Here is a 19848-nt window from a genome sequence, read left to right on the forward strand (position 1 = left end):
ACCTTCTTGCCTGTAAATAAGCAGGAAAGGCTTGGCTTTCTATTTTTTTGTACCAATTCTTATAATAAATCTTTCAATTTATTGTGTAATAATTATTACTAGTGACATAGAATCGCTTTTTAATATGCTAATTTCCGCAATCTTTTGTATAATAAAAAAGTAAGCGTTTTTATTTACAAAGGGGATGGAATAAAATGAATTTTGATTTAACTCAGGAACAACAGATGATTCGCAAGACTATTAAGGAGTTTGCTAACGAAGTTGTAGCTCCTGGAGCTATTGAGCGTGACAAAACAAAGCATTTTCCGAAAGAAGTCTTTAAACAGTTAGCCGACATGGGGATGATGGGCTTACCGTTTTCAGAAGAGTATGGTGGAGCAGGGGCAGATACAGTGAGCTTTGCTATTGTAACAGAGGAATTGAGCCGTGCATGTGCCTCTACAGGCATTACCTACTCGGCACATATTTCACTAGGAGGAGCTCCGCTTAGCTTGTTTGGAACAGAAGAGCAAAAGCAAAAGTATTTAGTTCCAATTTGTACAGGAGAATCCTTCGGTGCGTTTGGTTTAACGGAGCCTAACGCTGGATCTGATGCAGGAGGAACTCAAACAACCGCCAAAGAAGAAGGCGATGATTTTGTCATAAATGGTAGTAAGGCATTTATAACAAATGCTAGCTATGCAAAGCATCTTGCTTTGACTGCAATAACGGATATTAAGGATGGTAAAAAGGAAATATCAGCAATTATAGTTCCTACAGATGCTAAAGGGTTCACTGTTATCGACAATTATGAAAAAATGGGTTTGAATGCATCTAATACAACGGAATTGGTAATAGATAATGTAAGAGTACCTCAAGAGAATTTGTTAGGTAAGCGAGGAAATGGGTTCAGACAGTTTTTAGTTACCTTAGACGGTGGACGAATTGGTATAGGAGCAATGGCAGTTGGTATTGCACAGGCAGCTTTTGATCGAGCTCTACAATATTCTAAAGAGCGTAAGCAATTCGGAAAAACTTTATCAGAATTTCAAATTACGCAATTTAAGCTTGCCGATATGGCCATGAAAATAGAATTAGCAAGAACTATGGTTTATAAGGCAGCTTGGTTGAAGGATCAAGGACGTGCTTTTGGTAAAGAGGCATCTATGTGTAAATTATATGCGTCCGAAATTGCAATGGAAGTGGCAGATCAAGCAATTCAACTGCACGGAGGATATGGTTATATGAAGGAGTATGAGGTGGAACGCTTTATGAGAGATGCAAAACTACTGGAAATTGGAGAAGGCACGTCTGAGGTCCAACGAATGGTAATTGCTAGACATATTGGTTGTTAATTTTAAAAAAATATGTCGATTTTGTCACAAAGCTATAAAACTTCTTCAATAACACTTTTCGTTTTCGACACAATGGAGTACAATATGAGTGTTGACTAATTCTATATTAGAAAAGAATGTATCAAAGAAGGAGGGTTAACTATGCAAAAGAATCCAATTATTCCATTTATATTAATTATGGCATTTGGTATCGGTTTAATTTTCTTCCTATCTATCGATGGCGTAGGTAACAAAGAAGAAATCACTTCAGAACATGAATCTGCTGAAGGTGGAGAATCTGCTGAAGGCGGAGAAGATGCTGCTGCTGGAGAATTCGATCCTGAAGCACTTGCTCAAGGAAAATGTATTAGCTGTCACGGTAACTCATATGAAGGTGGAATGGGACCATCATTAGTTGGTACTGCACTATCGGAAGATGAAATCAAAGACGTTTTAGCAAACGGTAAAGGCGCTATGCCTGCTGGCTTAGTACCGGAAGCAAACCTAGATGAAATGGCTACTTGGATCAAATCTTTAGGTAACTAATATTTCGATAAAAGACCTCGGATTCTTTTTAAGAATCGAGGTCTTTTTTTAATATTGCTTTTTATGAATGACAAGAAAGAATATAAAATTACATATTCATGTGAATTTTATTAAATGATTAAAATTTGAGCAAGAATCAATCGTAAGACATGATTTTTGTTAAAAGTGTGGAAAAGCGATAATCTATCAATACAACTATTCGATAAAATTTCATTTGTAATTAAGAATCCAATCAACGACATGTTAAATCTCAAACTAGGGCAGTGTTATACTTTTATATAAATGAAAACTATCACTGCAAGTACTCGAACGCATTTTTTATTTTTGTTATAATAACTTTAGAGGTGTAAAGAATGAATGCAAAAAATTTATCAGATAGACTAAAAACAGTAGCTTCCTACGTAGAAAAAAATACTATTTTAGCTGACATTGGAAGTGACCATGCCTATTTACCATGTTATTTAGTGCATCAATCCACTATCAAAAAAGCGATAGCGGGTGAAGTAGTAAAAGGACCATATGAATCTGCCTTAAAGCAAGTTAAAAATGAAGGTTTAGAAAATCAAATAGAGGTCCGTTTTGGAGACGGATTACAAGTTATTAATGAGGAAGATCACGTAGGCACGATTACTATTGCTGGGATGGGTGGTCCATTAATCGCTTCCATCTTAGAAGCTGGCAAGCATAAGCTTACGAATGTCCACACGTTAATTCTCCAACCTAATATCCACGCAAAGGCAATCCGTGAATGGGCAGTCAAAGAAGGCTGGAAAATTGAAGAGGAAACTATTCTAGAGGAGCATTCTAAAATATATGAAGTAATCGTATTAAAAAAAGGGAGCATGACTCTTACTGAGCAGGAGCTCTTAGTTGGACCAATATTAATGCAAGTCAGAACAAATATATTTAAGAAAAAATGGTCAGTTGAAGTGAAGGAATGGGAAAGAATATGGACACAATTAAAGACTATCCCTAATTCCACTGAAGTTGAACATAAAATAATGGAACTAGAGAACAAGATGTCAATCGTTAAGGAGCTGTTGTGAGTATGAAGCAAACAAATGGACAGCATCTTATTTCCTTTTTTGAAGAATGGGCTCCTCGCTCTTTAGCAGTAGAAGGAGATTCTGTAGGTCTTCAAATTGGAAGGTTAGATAAGCCAGTTACTAAGGTCCTTGTAACATTAGATGTCAATAACGAAGTGGTGGATGAAGCAATTGAAAAAGGATGTCAGCTGATTATTGCTCATCATCCGCCTATCTATAATAAACTAAAAAATATTAGAACTGATTTACCTCAAGGACGTTTATTTGAAAAGTTGATAAAGCATGAAATTGCAGTCTACGCAGCTCATACTAATTTGGATATTGCAACAGGGGGAGTAAATGATTTATTGGCCGATGCCTTGAAGTTAGAGAACGTATCCATTTTAGAGCCGACTACTTCTGAGAAGCTAATGAAGCTAGAGGTCTTTACGCCTAAAGAAGCGACTGAAGCCGTGAGAAAAGCGATTGGGGAGGCAGGAGCAGGTAAACTAGGTGACTATGATAGTTGTAGCTTCACAACTCCCGGAGAGGGCCGTTTTAAGCCAAATAGTGAAGCAAAACCTTATATAGGAGAGGCAAATAAACTAGCAGTAGTTGAGGAAGATAAAATCGAGGTAGTGTTCCCGGCTACAAAGAAAAATAGAGTCCTAAAAGCCCTGCTAAATGCTCATCCATATGAAGAACCAGCATACAATTTGATGGAACTTGATATAGAAGTCAATGAAAAGGGACTTGGAAGAATAGGTTTACTACCAAATTCAGTCTCATTGGGGGATTATGCAAACACCGTTAAATCTCAATTAAATGTTCCATTTGTTAGGGTAGTGGGATCAATGGAAAAACCTGTTCAAAAGGTTGCAATATTAGGCGGAGATGGCAACAAATATATACAAATAGCGAAAAGAGCAGGAGCAGATGTATTGGTCACAGGTGATTTATATTTCCATATTGCACAGGATGCACTGGCAATAGACCTTGCTATTATTGATCCTGGACATCACATAGAGCAGATCATGAAAAAAGGCGTCTCAGATTACATGAATGCTAAATGTGAGGAAAAAAAATTGGACTGTATTTTTATTGCATCACAATTATCTACTGAGCCCTTTCGAATAATTTAAGGGTTAAGTGTCCACACTAAAACAAAAGCTGCTTCTCAAGGAAGCAGCTTTGTTAATTGATAGAATATGGTTCAATTCGAATAACTGGTTTAGGAATCTTAATTTTTGGAAGAATTTTTTCAGGAAGTACTTTCTTTGAAGTATCATGAGTTGATGGATCATTCGGATCAAACTTTTCTAGAAATTGAATAACTTCCTTTACAATCGGAGTTGGTGTGGATGCACCAGCAGTAACCGCAACATGATTGACATTTTCTAGCCATTCCAATTTTAGGTCGGAAATATCACCAATTCGGTACGATGGTGTTCCTGCAATCTCCTCTGAAACTTGAGTGAGTCTGTTAGAGTTGTTGCTCATTGGGTCGCCAACCACAATAAGAAGCTCTGCTTTGCCAGCCTGTTCAGCAACTGCCTCTTGTCTTACTTGAGTGGCTAGACAAATTTCTTTGTGAACTTCAATGTTAGGGAATTTTTCTTTTAATTTATCCATCAAATGAACAACATCCCATTGAGACATTGTAGTTTGGTTCGTCACTAATAATTTCTCGTCAGGTAGGGATAGATTTTCAATGTCTTCAATTGTCTGTACTAAATGTACTTTACCTGGAGCAACTCCGATAGCGCCTTCTGGCTCGGGATGTCCTTTTTTCCCGATATAAATAATCTCAAAGCCCTCTGCTGTTTTTTCTTCGATTAAGTCATGGGTAACAGTAACATCAGGACAGGTGGCATCTATAGAAACTAAACCTTTTTTACGTGCCAGTTCTTTTACCTCTGGGGAAACACCGTGAGCAGTAAAGATAACGGTACCCTTCTCCACTTTGGATAGGATATCTAAACGATTTTCTCCATCCAGTGTAATAATTCCGTCTTGCTCAAAAGCATCGGTTACATGTTTGTTGTGAACAATCATTCCTAATATATAAATTGGCCGTGGAAGAGATGAGTCCATCGCAGCGTTACGTGCAATAACCATAGCATCCACCACACCATAACAATATCCTCTAGGCGAAATTTTTTGTACAATCATTTTTAAGAAACTCCCTTCAATACGAGCATACTCATATTATAACGGAGGTTAAGGTTGATTACAAAGTATTAAAACGGTGGCTGGAAGATTCGAGGTAGCGAGGCACCTCCAGTGGAAGCTACCGCGCTTGCTGCTCTTGCTACCGGGGCTGCAGCAGCCGCCGAAGCTGTAGTGGCTGCAGTTGCTGCTGCTCCTGCAGCAGGAGCAGCTGTGAAGCCTCGATAAAGTCTCAATAGTGCAGGTACATTCTGTATCATAGGTGCCCATTGTTTGACCATAGGTGTTAGTTGTTGAGCTGTATTAATAAACTTATCAGCAGTCTGCAAATAAGACATCGTTTTACTGCTTAGACCGCTAGCCCCTGCAGCAGCAGTTCCAGCGGCACCAGCAGCGCCAGCCGCTGCTGCGGCTTGCCCAAAGCCTTGTGGTCCTGGTCCAAAACCTCCGGGAGGACCACCTGGCGGTCTTCCCGCATTAAATCCTCCACGAGGACCACCTGGCGGTCCTCCCGCATTAAATCCTCCACGAGGAGGTCCTTGCCCAAACATGCCAGCTCCAGGGGGAGGACCCTGGCTAAAACCGCCTCCAGTAGGTGGAGCTGAAGAACCACCATTGCCTCCTTGGAAATGTCTTACTAAATTAGTAAGAGGTCCGCTCGCCGGTCCATTACTAGGTCCACTTGGAGCTTCACCGAAATTTTGTGGAGGAGGAGGGGCATTCTGGAAGGAATTTTGATTGCCAAAATTAGAAAAGTCATTCCCTCTTTGAGCGAATGGATAAAAAGATTCATAGCGCAATTTGTTTCATCTCCTTTCGAACATACAGACTATTCTATTCTATGCAAATTATCCGTTTTATGTACAATCGTGTTACAATAAAGATATGATAGGGAGGGACTCAAATGTCCAAATACACAGATTATAATTTTCAACCGTTTTTACAAGAAGCAATAAATAAATTAGGCTTCCAGGAACCAACACCAATTCAAAAAGAAATCATTCCTTTAGTATTAAAGGGGAAAAGTGCGATTGGTCAAGCACACACGGGGACTGGAAAGACTCATAGCTTCTTGATACCGATTGTTGAAAAAGTAAATGCTAGTAAACAAGAGGTACAAGCAATCATAACTTCTCCAACAAGAGAACTTGCAACTCAAATATATAAAGAGTTGAACAAGTTAATAGAGGGTACAGAGATTCAAACTAAGCTATTCATAGGAGGAACAGACAAGGCTCGTTCAATCGAAAAGTTAAAAACACAGCCACAAATAGTCGTTGGTACACCAGGTCGACTTCGTGATTTAACTGTTGAACAAGCGCTTTTAGTTCATACTGCAAATGTATTAGTAGTGGATGAAGCAGATTTAGCATTTGATTTAGGTTTTATAAACGAAATAGATCAGTTCGCATCACGTATGCCTGATCAATTAGAGATGTTTGTATTCTCTGCAACTATTCCAGAAAAACTACAACCATTCTTGAAAAAATATATGGACTCTCCTGTGCATATTAAAATAGGTGACAAACGCCCAGTAGCAGATGGTATTGACTTTACTGTTGTACCTGTACGTAGTAAATCTCGTAAAAAACGATTATTAGATGTTATTGAAGGTATCAATCCTTATTTGGCAATTATCTTTGCTAATACAAAGCAAAATGCCGATGAAGTTGCAAATTACTTACAAGGTAACGGCGTAAAAGTAGGCGTTGTACATGGAGATATCTCTCCTCGTGATCGTAAACGCGTGATGAAACAAATTCATGAATTAGAATATCAATATATAGTTGCAACAGACTTAGCGGCTCGTGGAATTGATATTCCTGGAGTAAGCCATGTCATCAATTATGAAATTCCAGAGGACTTAGAATTCTTTATTCACCGAGTTGGTAGAACGGCTCGCGCAGGGCTAACTGGGACAGCAATCACATTGTTTGAACCATCTGATGAGGATGCGTTAAACCGTATAGAAAAAATGGGCATTACATTTGAACACAAAGATGTAAGTAACGGTGAATGGACAGAGCTAAAAGAACGCCATGCGAGAAAGAATAGAACAAAAGTAGAAAATGAAATCGATGCGAAAGCGAAGGCGCTAGTCCGTAAACCTAAAAAAGTTAAACCAGGCTACAAGCGTAATATGAAATGGGAAATGGACAAAGTGAAGAAAAGAGAGCGTCGCATTAAAAACCGTAAGAAATAAGGAGGGACTTCCATGCTACTAGGATCACATGTTTCCATGAGTGGTAAAGAAATGCTTCTGGCATCTAGTAAAGAGGCAGCATCATACGGTGCAAACACATTTATGATATATACTGGAGCACCTCAAAACACACGTAGAAAACCAATTGAGGAATTAAATATTGAGGCTGGATTACAGCATATGAAGGAAAATGACATCTTTAATATTGTGGTTCATGCACCTTATATTATTAATTTAGGAAATACCACAAAGCCAGAAACATTTGCTTTAGGTGTAGAATTTCTCCAAAAAGAAGTGGAGCGTACTGCTGCGATAGGTGCAACACAAATTGTTCTTCACCCAGGAGCTCATGTAGGCGCTGGAGCTGAAGCAGGTATACAAAAAATTATAGAAGGCTTGAATGAAGTTTTGACAACTGAACACCCTGTCCAAATTGCATTAGAAACAATGGCAGGTAAGGGATCAGAGTGTGGAAGGACTTTTGAAGAGCTTGCTCAAATATTCGATGGTGTTACAAATAATCATCGATTGTCAGTTTGTATGGATACATGCCATATACATGATGCTGGCTATGACGTAGTAAATGATTTTGATGGTGTATTAAATCAGTTTGACAAACTTATTGGAATTGACCGTTTAAAAGTGTTGCACATTAATGATAGTAAGAACGTTTGTGGAGCAGCTAAAGACCGTCATGAAAATATTGGATTTGGTGAAATTGGATTTGAGGCACTTCAATATGTTGTGCATCATCCACAGCTTACAGAAATACCTAAAATACTAGAGACGCCTTTTGTTGGTGTAGATGCTAAATCGAAAAAAGCTCCTTATAAAATGGAGATTGAGATGCTTCGTTCTAAATTATTTGACCCTAAGGCATTAGAATTACTTACTGTGTAATATTTAAATTGTCTGGCACCTTCTCTTTTCAACGAAAAGAGGAGGGGCCTTTTTCTTTTAACTGCTCATAAAGAGTAATAGCGCGCTTTTCACCTAAAATTTGAATCAGTTTTTGCTGGATGGCATTAGGTACTCCTAATACTAGCCAAGTTATAGAAATTTCTTGAAGCAAAGGATGAACTCCCTCTATTTCTTTATCCGACAGCTTCACGTCAAAACCTTTTAGGATTTGTTTAAATTCTTTTTTAGTACAGTTTTGTAGTTGAATTATAAACTTCCCAATATCCATATGAACATCCTTTCAAGCAATTTTATTTACACAATACGATTTATCCTCTATACTTTATCATTGTAAATCGTAATCATTCTGAATTAGAATAGAGGAAACAAAGTGTCCTTACCATTAATCAAATTACATAATATTTCTTATAAATACGAACAAACACAAGCGTTAATCGATATTAACTTAGTCATTGAGGAAGGAGATTTCCTAGCCATTATTGGTCCTAACGGTTCTGGAAAGTCCACTCTTCTAAAGATTATGCTAGGACTGTTAAAGCCAACAGATGGAGAGGTATTCCTATTTGGAAAGCCTGCTCATAAATTTAAAGAGAGAGAATGGATAGGCTACGTATCTCAAAAGTCGAATTCGTTTAATACGGGCTTTCCTGCCACAGTAAGTGAAGTGGTTAGAAGCGGAATTGTTAAACAAACAGGTCTTTTTAAGCGTTTCCCTAAGAATATTAAACTTCAAGTTCGACAAGCATTAAAGGCAGTAGGAATGGAAGATTTCGCTGATAAAAATATAGGAGAGCTTTCTGGTGGCCAGCAACAGAGAGTATTCATCGCAAGAGCAATGATTAGTAATCCTAAGATATTAATATTAGATGAGCCTACAGTTGGAATTGACAGCAAAAATGTTCGTTCATTTTATAATATGTTAGTACACTTGAATCGTGAACATAATATTACTGTCATACTAGTTACCCATGATGTTGACGCCGTTTCAACTAGCATCAGTCATGTGGCATGTCTAAATCAAAGAATGCACTTCCATGGTTTTAAAAAAGACATGGAATTGATGAGTGAAGAACAATTGGAAGCATGGTACGGTCATTCGGTCCGTAAAGTTGAGCACCAAGGTGAGGTACAGTCATGATAGAATCTATTTTTCAATACGAATTTCTTCAAAATGCATTTGCTTCGGGGTTGATTATTGGAATTATTGCTCCTCTGTTGGGCGTGTTCATCGTTGTAAGAAGGCTATCACTGATAGCAGATGCATTGAGCCACGTGACCCTTGCAGGGATAGCAGGTAGTCTTTACTTAAGCCAATCGATTGGGGCACTAGCGCTACTTAATCCATTATATTTAGGAATAGTTGCTTCGGTTACGGGCTCACTTTTTATCGAAAGGCTGCGTCGTCTATATAAACATTATGAAGAATTGGCAATTCCCATCATTATGTCAGCAGGCTTGGGTTTTGGTGCTATATTTATTTCCTTAGCTGAGGGATTCAGTTCAGATTTGTTTAGTTACTTATTTGGTTCCGTATCTGCCGTCAGCAGACAAGATTTATGGATAGTTATTAGCATTTCAATTGTTGTGGTATTATTTTTAGGGCTATTTTTTAAAGAACTTTTTGTTTTATCATTCGACGAAGAATATGCAAAGGCTTCAGGTCTTCCTGCTAAATGGATCCATATGCTTTTCATGGTGGTAACAGCTCTAGTGATTGCTGCATCTATGAGAATTGTCGGTATATTACTTGTTTCTTCGCTTATGACACTGCCTGTGGCAGCAGCAATGAGAATATCCAAAAGCTTTAAGCAGGCTCTTATTCTATCTGTAATTTTTGGCGAACTAGCTGTTGTCATTGGACTAGTAAGCGCGTTTTATTTGGACTTAGCCCCAGGTGGAACTATTGTCGTTACTTCTATTATTATCTTGCTTCTAGCTATCTTAGCTAAAAAGGTGGGAAGAAAAGGAGCGGTTGCAACATGAACATAGAAAAAGCATGGGATCTTTTAAAAAAAGAAGGCTTTAAGAAAACCGATAAGCGAGAACAGATTCTCGATATTTTTTCTAAAACAAGTAAGTATATTACAGCTAGAGATATATTAGATGTCATGATGGAGGAACACCCGGGTATGAGCTACGATACAATTTACCGTAATCTTAATACTTTCGTAGAGCTTGGTATTTTAGAAGAAACAGAGCTGGCAGGGGAAAAGAACTTTCGAATGCAATGTGAAGTAGATCATCATCATCACCATTTTATTTGTTTAAAATGTGGCAACATTAAAGAAATCAATTTTTGCCCAATGGAAGTGCTTCAAAATAGTATACCGGGGTATGAGATAGAAAATCATAAATTTGAGATTTACGGAAACTGTCCAGAATGTCATTGAGAAGTGTAAGCCTTTAATGGTTTACACTTTTTTTTGTTGCCAGGGGATTGTAGTAAATTTCTTAAATGGAGCACGGATTGTCGTAAAACCTTCTCGAGAGAAGGGACATGCAGGGGATTGTAGTAAATTTCCGTAGGATTGTCGTAAAATAGAGACCTATTGTAGTAATCGGAGCTCGGATTGTCGTAAAACTCTTTGAGAGAAAGCGTAGTCAGGAAAAGAATGGGGAGTAAAGAATTAAGCCACTATTATTTGCTGCTTGTTGTGGCTTATTTCCTTCTCAAGTATGTGTCCACGATTGTTAGTTTCATTTATCTTAAAAGGTTTTAGCTACTAATTCCTACAGAAGTGTTTTCGTATTCGCTATTTGTTAATGCCTTATAGATGAATTCAGCAACATCTGCTCTAGATATAGATCGCCCTGAATTAGGAACACCTGTAGTAGATTCTTTATAATTACCAGTAAATGCTTTATCTGTTAGTCCCATTGGTCTAACAATTGTATAAGTTAAATCATTCGATTTAATGTAATCAATTGCATTTTTATGGTCGGCTAACACGTTACCCAGCATTTTCATCATCATTTTGCCCATTATCCCTGGTATTTCATTTTCCACACCTGCAGAGGCAGTATAAATAATTCGTTTCACATTATTCGCAACCATTCCATCAGCTACATTTTTTATCATATTTTCTAGTTGAGTAGATTTTTTCATCCCAGTAGTGGATCCTAAACATGAAATAACTGCTTCCTTGCCACTTATAGCTTCCTCGACGGCTTTCTTGTCAAAAGCGTCACCTTGAATAATAGTCAGATTTTCATGCTCCATCGCTAGCTTAGAGGGGGTCCGTATGTATGCTGTGACAGAGTGACCCTTTTCTAATGCTAATTTAGTAAATTGTTTGCCTACACCGCCACTTGCTCCGAATATAATAATATCCATGTCTGTTTCCTCTTTTCTAATGTTTTGTATTACTTAGCCTATAATCAGGAAACACCTATGTCCGATTACAAGTAAGTTTGTATTGTTTAAGTAACATTTCAATTGAAGCTTGAAAATACTATTTTACCTAAAAAAAGGGATAACCCTTAACAGGTTACCCCTTTTCATATTACTTAATAGTCATCGAAAATTCTTTTTCGATCCAATTATTTGCTTCAATCCAGTTATTCACTCGGATGACGCCCTTAGGAGCGGGTTGTTGATTATATGGAGTGTTGAACAATAAAACTGGAATATCTAGCTCTTCATTAATTTCTACAGCATTGTCATGCTTGTCTTCAAAGAATACATGTACGCCATGTTTTCTGGCAGTTTCTATTTTGTTGTGAGTACCGATCAATTCGATATGATCATATAGTAACTCTTGCTCTTTAAACCAGTTTAAAGTTACGTCCATGACATTTTCTCCACGAGCAGAGATAAAGTATAGCTCATACTTTTCCTTCCAAGCAGATAAAACCGCTTTAGCATCTGCTTGAATAGGGGAGGTAGCGTAGATTACTGACTCAGACGACTTAAACCATTCATAAAATTCCTTTTGGTCTACTTCAAATGCCTTTGTTAAATCGTACTCTTTAATATCCTCTAACTGTAAATTACATTTAAAAGCATCATTTATATGTGGAAGCAAAGAAGTAGGACAAGTAACTGTCCCATCTATATCTATGCCGAATCGTACATTCGTCATTGTATCTCTCCTTACGCTTGTTGTGTTTCAGCATCCTTTTGTTGTTTATCTAGCTCTTGTTGTGCAAAATACTCAGCAGCAATTTTATCAATTTCGATTTTAAGCTCTTCAACCATTGTTTCCTCGGGAACTTTGCGAACAGTTTTACCTTTACGGAACAAAAGACCTTCTCCTCGTGCACCTGCAATACCTATGTCAGCCTCACGAGCCTCACCAGGTCCGTTTACTGCACATCCTAATACTGCTACTTTAATAGGTGCCTTAATATGAGAAATGTATTCTTCTACTTCATTTGCAATAGAAATTAGGTCTATTTCGATTCGTCCACAAGTCGGACATGATATAAGTGTTGCAGCGTTAGAAGAAAGACCGAATACTTTTAAAAGCTCTCTTGCAACCTTTACTTCTTCAACTGGATCTGCACTTAAAGATACACGCATTGTGTTACCAATACCCATCGCTAGAAGTGTTCCAAGGCCAGCAGCACTTTTAATAGAACCTGCAAACAATGTACCTGACTCAGTGATTCCTAAGTGAAGTGGGTAGTCAAATGCTTCAGAAGCCTTGCGGTAAGCTTCAATTGCTAAGCTAACATCAGAAGCCTTCATCGAAACAATAATGTCATGAAAATCTAAGTCTTCTAGAATTTTTATATGGTGAAGAGCACTTTCTACCATACCATCTGCTGTAGGATAGCCATACTTCTCTAGAATTTTCCTTTCTAGAGAACCAGCATTAACACCGATTCGGATTGGAATACCTTTTGCTTTAGCCGCATTTACTACAGCTTCTACTTTTTCCTTGCGCCCAATGTTACCTGGGTTAATACGAATTTTATCAGCACCTTGTTCGATAGCGATTAGCGCTAATTTATAATCAAAATGGATGTCCACTACTAATGGAATATTAATACGTTTTTTTATCTCGCCGATCGAATAAGCGGCACGTTCATCTGGACAAGCTACACGAACGATTTGACAACCAGCTTCCTCTAGGCGTAAAATTTCCGCCACAGTTGCTTCTACATCATGTGTTTTAGTTGTAGTCATACTTTGGATAAAAAGCTCGTTACTGCCACCTATAGTCAAGTTTCCAACTCGCACAGGACGAGTTTTGGAACGATGAATTATTTCACTCATGAAATTCTCTCCTTCTTGAGGCTTTATGCCGTCACTATCCACCATTTTATCAGTCTTTCAAATGAATTGACAAGGAAGAAACCTCTAATTTTCTTTTTTACAGTTTGTTTGCGATGTATAAACAGGTAAAAGTACTTTTTCTCCTACATGGAATGACTGGTTTTTTAAATGAGGATTTAGCTCATAAAAATCATTTAAACGTTTAGTAAATGAAATATCTTCACTAGTAGGATAAATCGCAAATAAAGAATAGATAGTTTCCCCAGGCATAATCTCTGCAACAATATAGTTAGGAGATTCAATGCACTTCTCCATTTGTATCTCACTCGAATATGCTAATGGGATAGTTCCCTCAAACAAATCTACCTTAATAATATAAAACGAAACAAGTAGCGCGATGGTTGCTAAAAATAGTTTCATTAAAAATCCCCCCTAACGAACTCTATGTCGCAGGAGGGAACATTATGCATTATCTCTTGATAGGATAATATTTTAAAGACATAAATAAATAGACAAGCGTAATGACATAGATTACTAATTGAAAATAATCATTAGACCATTGCAGTAAAGCAAAAAGGATGGAAAGCAACATTGGAACAGTGCTGGCAAATAGAGTCGTTCTCCATAAATGACGATATTCACCACGTCGTTTTAATAAATGAAGTATTAGGGTACCTATATAGGCAAAGATACTAATACGGACAAATATCAACATAGTATTTAATACAAACAAAAATATAAAAGCGAACGGATAGATCAACCATTGAATATCCGCAAAATATTCAATAAGTCCCTCAACATTTTGTTGTTGTTCTGAAATCCCATTTATAAATCCGTAAAAGGAGAAAGCTGTCATTAGAAATACATAGATGAATATGTATTGCATAACCTTTCCAATAGGTATAAGTCGAAATGCCGCAATTTTTTTAGGGCTATGTAAGCTTGCTTTAAATAATTGATATAGATTCATAGATATCACCCTTCCTACTTCATAATATCATCTTCAGAATGAAGAAAACAAAGTAATTTATTTGCTTTGTTAAGATATTGTAAAGAATGGTGAGTATGTGTTTACATAGGCTTAATAATTTCATCATAATAGAAATGTATTAATTTTCCGAAATAGGAGTTGAGCACATCGTGGAATTGAACTGGCAACAAATGCTATTTGAATTTTTTGGGGACTAGGTATATTTTTGTTCGCCATTAAGTATATGGGTGACGGTTTACAAAAAGCAGCAGGAGAACGGTTAAGAGATATATTAGATCGCTATACTACCAATCCTTTTATGGGGGTTTTAGTTGGTATTATTGTAACCGTATTAATTCAATCTAGTTCAGGTACAACTGTTATTACTGTTGGACTAGTAAGTGCAGGGTTTATGAAGCTGCGACAAGCAATTGGTGTTATTATGGGTGCTAACATAGGAACAACCATTACTGCATTCATCATTGGTTTTGATGTAGGTGGCTATGCACTTCCAATTATGGCTGTAGGAGCTTTTTTAATCTTCTTTTTTAAGAAACATGTTGTACAAAATGTTGGGGAAGTCATTTTTGGATTTGGGGGATTATTTCTAGGTCTTGAATTAATGAGTGGGGGCATGCAACCTTTAAGAGAGTTAGAGGCGTTTACAGATTTTACACTGGCGATGAGTGACCATCCATTCCTTGGTTTATTGTCAGGAACAATATTTACTCTAATAGTCCAAAGTTCAAGTGCCACCGTTGCTATTCTTCAAGGGCTTTATGCAGAAAATCTACTATCTCTCCAAGGTGCCTTACCAGTTCTTTTCGGGGATAATATAGGAACTACTATTACAGCGATTCTCGCATCTTTAGGTGCTTCTGTTGCTGCAAAGAGAGCTGCAGCGACCCATGTTTTGTTTAATGTAGTAGGTTCAGTAATTTTTATACTTTTATTAATACCGTTTACTATATATATTGAATGGATATCTGGTGTTCTTGATTTAGAGAGTAAAATGCAAATAGCCTTTGCACATGGTTCATTTAACGTGGCAAATACGATTATACAGTTCCCATTAATAGGAGCTTGGGCATATTTAGTAACTAAGTTAATACCGGGAGACGATGTTTCCATTGAATATAAACCAAAACATTTAGATGTTAATTTTATCGAACAGTCACCATCTATCGCAATTGGACAGGCTAAAGAAGAAATCTTGCGGATGGGCGCTCTAAGTGTTCAAGGTTTAGAGAATACATACGCTTATTTAAAAACAAAAAACAAACGAAATTCTGATCTAGCTTATCAAATAGAGGATGCATTAAATAATTTAGATCAAAAAATTACAGATTATTTAGTGAAAATCTCTTCTCAGCCATTGTCCGATCAAGATTCTGGAAGACATAATATGCTTATGGATACGGTAAGGGATATAGAAAGAATCGGAGACCACTTCGAAAATATTTTGGAGCTAATCGATTATCAAGAGGTTCATCGAATTATTTTAACGGAAGATGCATTGGAAGATGTATCGGAAATGTTTGAACTGACTATACAAACAGTCGAAAAAGCGATAGAGGCTTTGAACAATAACGACGATAAACTAGCGACTGAAGTAGCTGAACAAGAAAATGTTATAGATAAAATGGAAAGACAATATAGAAAAAATCATATTTTACGTGTAAATGAAGGGAAATGCTCGGGTCAAGCTGGTATAATGTTCGTAGACATTTTAAGTAATTTAGAGCGGATCGGAGACCATGCATGTAATGTGGCCGAGGCCGTATTAGGGAGACGTGTATGATAGAGATTATTGGTTGGATTTTAGTTATAGCTAGTTTTATAATAGCTTTTGTTGGTACTTTTTATCCTATTATTCCTTCAGTAGTTTTTATGCTATTGGGTTATATCTTGTATGGATTTTTTTTCTCTTTCAACGAATTGACTTGGCTATTCTGGGCTATTCAAATATTATTTGTCGTTCTTTTGTTTGGAGCAGATATGGCAGCGAACGCATTTGGAGTTAAAAAGTTCGGAGGAACGAAGGCGGGAGTTTGGGGGAGTACAATTGGATTGTTGTTTGGACCATTCGTTATCCCAGTTGCTGGTATAATTATCGGACCCTTCCTGGGAGCTGTTATCGCAGAACTAATAGTGACAAGAGAAGGATTTAAACAAGCGACCAAATCTGGAATAGGTTCTTTAATCGGTTTCCTAACATCCTCTGTTGCTAAAATAGTAATTTTAACAATTATGATTGTAATTTTTGTTTTCTTTATTTAACTCAGTCAAAAGTAGGAGAAAAATTTAGTCTTTTTTATTTGAACGTTTGTTCATATTTTGATACGCTAATAAATGGATAGAAAATTACTATATTATTTCTTAGGAGGAAACTATAATGGCTTACGAATTACCACAATTACCTTACGCTTACGATGCACTTGAACCACATATCGACAAAGAAACGATGAATATTCATCATACGAAACACCACAATACTTATGTAACTAACTTAAACAATGCAGTTGCAGGAAAAGCTGATTTGGAAAACAAATCTGTTGAAGAACTTATTGCTAACATTGATGCTCTTCCAGAAGACATCAAAACTGCAGTACGTAACAATGGTGGTGGGCATGCTAACCACTCACTATTCTGGCAACTTCTTTCTCCAAACGGCGGAGGAACTCCAACTGGCGAACTAGCTCAAGCAATCGATGCTAAATTCGGTAGCTTTGACGCTTTCAAAGAAGAGTTTGCGAAAGCAGCTACAACTCGTTTCGGTTCAGGCTGGGCTTGGTTATCTGTAGCAAACGGAGAATTAGAAATTTCTTCAACTGCTAACCAAGACTCTCCAATCATGGAAGGTAAAACTCCATTATTAGGTTTAGATGTATGGGAGCATGCATACTACTTAAATTATCAAAACCGTCGTCCTGATTACATTTCTTCTTTCTGGAATGTTGTAAACTGGAATGAAGTTTCAAAACGCTATTCAGCTGCAAAATAATTTTTCCTGCAATAGGAATATATTTTATAAAATGAAACTTAGCACACACTTTTTCGTCTAAAAGTGTGTGCTTTTTATGTTACAATAAAATAAGATAAAATTATTCAACAAGTAGGTGAAATCATGCGAAAAACAACTAAAAAACGTGCACAGAGTATGAAGGCGAAACAAAGAGCAAATCTAACTTTTCGTATGAACATTCTTTTCTTTTCTATTTTTTTACTTTTTACAATTTTAATATTAAGACTGGGCTTCCTTCAAATTGTAAAAGGGGAGAACTATGCACGTGATCTAGAGCGGACCGAGGAAGTAGCTGTTAATACAAGCGTTCCCCGTGGACGATTATATGATAGTGAAGGACGAATATTAGTTGATAATAAGCCTCAAAAGGTAATAACTTATACTAAGATGCAGACAACTACTTCTGCGGATATGTTAAAAACCGCTAAAAAATTGAGCAAGTTAATTGAAAAAGATACGAAAAATATTACTAAAAGCGATCGACAAGACTATTGGTTGCAAAAGAATGACGAAGAAGCTAAAAAACTTGTGACAGATAAAGAAAGACAGGAAATAGAAAATAACGAAGAGTTAACGAAGGCTGAAAAGAATAGAGCAATCGACCGTCTTCAACGTAGTAAGCTTACGGAAGAACAGCTTAATTCCTTTACACCTGAGGAAGAGGAAATTATTGCTATCTATAGAGAAATGGCTACCGGCTACGCATTATCCCCTCAAATTATTAAAGGTGACGAAATGAATAAAGAGGAAGGAGATATACTCGAGGTCACAGCGGAAGAATTTGCAAGAGTTTCTGAGCGTCTAGGTGAGGCGGATATGACAGGTGTAAATACGACAACTGACTGGAGACGAGTAAAAAACTCCACTTTAGCTGTTTTGGGAAGCGTTTCTTCCCCGAAAAAAGGACTTCCTAATGAGCGCCTGAATTATTTCCTATCTAGAGACTACACACGTAATGATCGTGTAGGTACTTCCTATATAGAACAACAGTATGAAGAAGTACTGCAAGGGCAAAAATCTGTTGTAAAAAATATTACAGATGGTAAAGGTCGAGTAATGGATGTAGAAACAGTGTACGAAGGAAAGCCAGGGAATGAGCTTGTTCTAACTACAGATAGTCAAGTTCAACTAGAAATGGAAGCTATTGTAGAGAAACAGTTGCTTCAAATGAAAAACAATAGGGGAACAGATTATTTAACCAGTGCTTTTTTAATCATATTAGATCCTTACACTGGTGATGTTCTATCTTTAGTTGGGAAGAAATTAGAAAAAGAAAATGGCAAATGGGTAGCTAATGATTATGCATATGGAGCTTTTAAAACAGGCTATGAGCTTGGCTCCACAGTAAAGCCGGCTACCGTATTGACTGCATATAGAGAAAATGCAATTGAAGTTGGGGAGTATTTAGTCGATGAACCTATTCGAATAAAGGGTTCGAGTCCTAAAAGTTCTGTATTTAATAGAAACGGCAGAATCCGATTAAATGATTTAACGGCATTGGAACGATCCTCCAACGTGTACATGTTTAAAATTGCGTATGCATTGGCAGGTAAGACGTATCAGCCAAACCAACCGATTTATTTTGGAGAGGATGCATTTTTGAAAATGCGTAATGGATATGCGCAGATGGGATTGGGAGTTCCAACTGGGATAGATTTACCAGGAGAATCCACTGGTTTTATCGGTCAAAATGAATCTGGTAAATTACTAGATTTAAGTATTGGACAGTATGATACTTATACTCCTCTGCAATTAGCTCAATATACTGCAACTATTGCTAACGGCGGTACACGTATACAGCCACATATCGTGAAGGAAATTAGAGAGCCTTCAGAGGATGGGGTAACTCTTGGTAAGTTAGTGAAGGAAATAACTCCTACAGTTTTAAATGTGATAGATAATTCTCAGGAAGAGATTAACCAAGTTCGAAAAGGGATGCAAAGAGTTTATTTTGGAGACAAGGGTACAGGTAAAAAAGCTTTTGGAAGTGCTCCATTCACTGCTGCAGGTAAAACAGGGACTGCTCAATCGTATTATAAAGATAGTACAATGGAGAAATCAGTGCAAACAGTTAACTTAACTCATATTGGCTTCGCCCCATATGATAATCCTGAAATTGCTTATGCGATTGTAGTGCCTCAAGCATTCACTGAATCCACCTATAAAACAAATTATACGAGTGCGATGGCAAGAGAAGTTGTAGATACTTACTTTGATATACAGAAGAAAAAGAACGACTTAGAAACTAATGATTCTACATCTACACCTTCTATAAAACCTGCCTTTACAAATGATCAAATCGATGAAAGTGATGAAAAAAATAAAACAGATGAAGAATAATGAAACTGATCTTAAATGGATAATCATACAAAGTACCCCGAGAGTTCGCATCTCGGGGTACTTTGTCTATTTTTGAAGTTATTTAAGTCAAGTCCTCTTGAATTTTATGGGCGGT

At 37.1% G+C, this 19848-nt stretch carries 20 protein-coding genes and 1 pseudogene; 13 read left to right on the forward strand and 8 right to left on the reverse strand.

Annotated features, from left to right (window positions below):
- Positions 1-194 precede the first annotated feature (194 nt).
- From D0S48_RS00840 to D0S48_RS00855, 4 genes are all read left to right on the forward strand, one after another.
- The gene (locus D0S48_RS00840) at positions 195-1334 is read left to right on the forward strand and encodes an acyl-CoA dehydrogenase family protein (protein ID WP_144535900.1); all 1140 of its coding nucleotides are present in this window, start codon (positions 195-197) and stop codon (positions 1332-1334) included.
- Between the two features lie 141 nt (positions 1335-1475).
- Positions 1476-1859, forward strand: a complete 384-nt coding sequence (cccA, locus tag D0S48_RS00845; RefSeq protein ID WP_144535902.1) for a cytochrome c550 — start codon at positions 1476-1478, stop codon at positions 1857-1859.
- 353 nt (positions 1860-2212) lie between these two features.
- Positions 2213-2905 (forward strand): tRNA (adenine(22)-N(1))-methyltransferase, encoded by a 693-nt coding sequence (locus D0S48_RS00850; RefSeq protein ID WP_144535904.1) that lies wholly within the window; start codon positions 2213-2215, stop codon positions 2903-2905.
- 2 nt (positions 2906-2907) lie between these two features.
- Positions 2908-4026, forward strand: coding sequence for a Nif3-like dinuclear metal center hexameric protein (locus D0S48_RS00855; protein ID WP_151109429.1), 1119 nt, complete (start codon positions 2908-2910; stop codon positions 4024-4026).
- A 52-nt stretch (positions 4027-4078) separates the two neighbouring features.
- On the opposite strand, the gene D0S48_RS00860 is transcribed toward D0S48_RS00855, so the two are convergent.
- Both D0S48_RS00860 and vrrA read right to left on the reverse strand, forming a co-directional pair.
- Positions 4079-5056, reverse strand: a complete 978-nt coding sequence (locus tag D0S48_RS00860) for a 4-hydroxy-3-methylbut-2-enyl diphosphate reductase (RefSeq protein WP_151109431.1) — start codon at positions 5054-5056, stop codon at positions 4079-4081.
- Positions 5057-5124: 68 nt separating this feature from the next.
- Positions 5125-5853, reverse strand: coding sequence for a VrrA/YqfQ family protein (gene vrrA / locus D0S48_RS00865; protein WP_151109433.1), 729 nt, complete (start codon positions 5851-5853; stop codon positions 5125-5127).
- A gap of 104 nt (positions 5854-5957) precedes the next feature.
- On the opposite strand from vrrA, the gene D0S48_RS00870 reads away from it, so the two are divergent.
- The gene (locus tag D0S48_RS00870; RefSeq protein WP_144535912.1) at positions 5958-7256 is read left to right on the forward strand and encodes a DEAD/DEAH box helicase; all 1299 of its coding nucleotides are present in this window, start codon (positions 5958-5960) and stop codon (positions 7254-7256) included.
- Between the two features lie 12 nt (positions 7257-7268).
- Positions 7269-8156, forward strand: coding sequence for a deoxyribonuclease IV (locus D0S48_RS00875; RefSeq protein ID WP_151109435.1), 888 nt, complete (start codon positions 7269-7271; stop codon positions 8154-8156).
- Positions 8157-8184: 28 nt separating this feature from the next.
- On the opposite strand, the gene D0S48_RS00880 is transcribed toward D0S48_RS00875, so the two are convergent.
- Positions 8185-8445: a hypothetical protein gene (locus D0S48_RS00880; RefSeq protein ID WP_144535916.1), complete on the reverse strand. Its 261-nt coding sequence runs from the start codon at positions 8443-8445 to the stop codon at positions 8185-8187.
- A gap of 102 nt (positions 8446-8547) precedes the next feature.
- On the opposite strand from D0S48_RS00880, the gene D0S48_RS00885 reads away from it, so the two are divergent.
- Genes D0S48_RS00885 through D0S48_RS00895 form a run of 3 tightly spaced genes read left to right on the forward strand, consistent with a single transcriptional unit; the run spans position 8548 to position 10567 of the window.
- Positions 8548-9315, forward strand: a complete 768-nt coding sequence (locus D0S48_RS00885; RefSeq protein WP_151109437.1) for a metal ABC transporter ATP-binding protein — start codon at positions 8548-8550, stop codon at positions 9313-9315.
- Positions 9312-10160, forward strand: a complete 849-nt coding sequence (locus D0S48_RS00890) for a metal ABC transporter permease (RefSeq protein WP_144535920.1) — start codon at positions 9312-9314, stop codon at positions 10158-10160. The genes D0S48_RS00885 and D0S48_RS00890 overlap by 4 nt, the downstream gene beginning before the upstream one ends.
- Entirely contained in the window at positions 10157-10567 is a 411-nt protein-coding gene (locus tag D0S48_RS00895; RefSeq protein ID WP_144535922.1) for a Fur family transcriptional regulator, read from the forward strand. Before D0S48_RS00890 ends, D0S48_RS00895 begins: the two co-directional genes overlap by 4 nt.
- Before the next feature lie 326 nt (positions 10568-10893).
- Here D0S48_RS00895 and D0S48_RS00900 read toward each other — a convergent pair whose 3' ends face one another.
- The 5 genes from D0S48_RS00900 to D0S48_RS00920 form a co-directional block, all read right to left on the reverse strand.
- Positions 10894-11511, reverse strand: a complete 618-nt coding sequence (locus D0S48_RS00900) for an NAD(P)-dependent oxidoreductase (RefSeq protein WP_144535923.1) — start codon at positions 11509-11511, stop codon at positions 10894-10896.
- Positions 11512-11680: 169 nt separating this feature from the next.
- On the reverse strand, positions 11681-12259 hold the full coding sequence (locus D0S48_RS00905) for a hypothetical protein (RefSeq protein ID WP_151109439.1): 579 nt from the start codon (positions 12257-12259) through the stop codon (positions 11681-11683).
- Between the two features lie 11 nt (positions 12260-12270).
- Entirely contained in the window at positions 12271-13398 is a 1128-nt protein-coding gene (gene ispG / locus D0S48_RS00910) for a flavodoxin-dependent (E)-4-hydroxy-3-methylbut-2-enyl-diphosphate synthase (protein ID WP_144535927.1), read from the reverse strand.
- Between the two features lie 84 nt (positions 13399-13482).
- Entirely contained in the window at positions 13483-13818 is a 336-nt protein-coding gene (locus tag D0S48_RS00915; RefSeq protein WP_144535929.1) for a hypothetical protein, read from the reverse strand.
- Positions 13819-13867: 49 nt separating this feature from the next.
- The gene (locus tag D0S48_RS00920) at positions 13868-14368 is read right to left on the reverse strand and encodes a DUF1189 family protein (protein ID WP_151109441.1); all 501 of its coding nucleotides are present in this window, start codon (positions 14366-14368) and stop codon (positions 13868-13870) included.
- Positions 14369-14538: 170 nt separating this feature from the next.
- Here D0S48_RS00920 and D0S48_RS00925 point away from each other — a divergent pair.
- From D0S48_RS00925 to D0S48_RS00940, 4 genes and pseudogenes are all read left to right on the forward strand, one after another.
- Positions 14539-16169: pseudogene (locus tag D0S48_RS00925) on the forward strand (Na/Pi cotransporter family protein).
- Complete coding sequence (locus tag D0S48_RS00930) at positions 16169-16648, forward strand: DUF456 domain-containing protein (RefSeq protein ID WP_151113634.1); 480 nt, start codon at positions 16169-16171, stop codon at positions 16646-16648. The pseudogene D0S48_RS00925 and the gene D0S48_RS00930 overlap by 1 nt, the downstream one beginning before the upstream one ends.
- 115 nt (positions 16649-16763) lie before the next feature.
- Entirely contained in the window at positions 16764-17372 is a 609-nt protein-coding gene (locus tag D0S48_RS00935) for a superoxide dismutase (protein WP_151109443.1), read from the forward strand.
- Positions 17373-17495: 123 nt separating this feature from the next.
- Positions 17496-19733, forward strand: a complete 2238-nt coding sequence (locus D0S48_RS00940; RefSeq protein ID WP_151109445.1) for a peptidoglycan D,D-transpeptidase FtsI family protein — start codon at positions 17496-17498, stop codon at positions 19731-19733.
- Positions 19734-19848 lie beyond the last annotated feature (115 nt).

This window comes from Psychrobacillus sp. AK 1817 (assembly GCF_008807035.1).
Taxonomy (GTDB): Bacteria; Bacillota; Bacilli; order Bacillales_A; family Planococcaceae; genus Psychrobacillus; species Psychrobacillus faecigallinarum.

Excerpts from the sequence above, each read along its gene's own strand:
- D0S48_RS00870 (WP_144535912.1), top strand. The coding sequence starts at position 5,958 with ATGTCCAAATACACAGATTATAATTTTCAACCGTTTTTACAAGAAGCA.
- D0S48_RS00875 (WP_151109435.1), top strand. The coding sequence starts at position 7,269 with ATGCTACTAGGATCACATGTTTCCATGAGTGGTAAAGAAATGCTTCTG.
- D0S48_RS00855 (WP_151109429.1), top strand. The coding sequence starts at position 2,908 with ATGAAGCAAACAAATGGACAGCATCTTATTTCCTTTTTTGAAGAATGG.
- D0S48_RS00895 (WP_144535922.1), top strand. The coding sequence starts at position 10,157 with ATGAACATAGAAAAAGCATGGGATCTTTTAAAAAAAGAAGGCTTTAAG.
- ispG (WP_144535927.1), bottom strand. The coding sequence starts at position 13,398 with ATGAGTGAAATAATTCATCGTTCCAAAACTCGTCCTGTGCGAGTTGGA.
- D0S48_RS00840 (WP_144535900.1), top strand. The coding sequence starts at position 195 with ATGAATTTTGATTTAACTCAGGAACAACAGATGATTCGCAAGACTATT.
- D0S48_RS00850 (WP_144535904.1), top strand. The coding sequence starts at position 2,213 with ATGAATGCAAAAAATTTATCAGATAGACTAAAAACAGTAGCTTCCTAC.
- D0S48_RS00900 (WP_144535923.1), bottom strand. The coding sequence starts at position 11,511 with ATGGATATTATTATATTCGGAGCAAGTGGCGGTGTAGGCAAACAATTT.
- D0S48_RS00920 (WP_151109441.1), bottom strand. The coding sequence starts at position 14,368 with ATGAATCTATATCAATTATTTAAAGCAAGCTTACATAGCCCTAAAAAA.
- cccA (WP_144535902.1), top strand. The coding sequence starts at position 1,476 with ATGCAAAAGAATCCAATTATTCCATTTATATTAATTATGGCATTTGGT.
- D0S48_RS00860 (WP_151109431.1), bottom strand. The coding sequence starts at position 5,056 with ATGATTGTACAAAAAATTTCGCCTAGAGGATATTGTTATGGTGTGGTG.
- D0S48_RS00890 (WP_144535920.1), top strand. The coding sequence starts at position 9,312 with ATGATAGAATCTATTTTTCAATACGAATTTCTTCAAAATGCATTTGCT.
- D0S48_RS00905 (WP_151109439.1), bottom strand. The coding sequence starts at position 12,259 with ATGACGAATGTACGATTCGGCATAGATATAGATGGGACAGTTACTTGT.
- D0S48_RS00915 (WP_144535929.1), bottom strand. The coding sequence starts at position 13,818 with ATGAAACTATTTTTAGCAACCATCGCGCTACTTGTTTCGTTTTATATT.
- D0S48_RS00935 (WP_151109443.1), top strand. The coding sequence starts at position 16,764 with ATGGCTTACGAATTACCACAATTACCTTACGCTTACGATGCACTTGAA.
- D0S48_RS00940 (WP_151109445.1), top strand. The coding sequence starts at position 17,496 with ATGCGAAAAACAACTAAAAAACGTGCACAGAGTATGAAGGCGAAACAA.
- D0S48_RS00880 (WP_144535916.1), bottom strand. The coding sequence starts at position 8,445 with ATGGATATTGGGAAGTTTATAATTCAACTACAAAACTGTACTAAAAAA.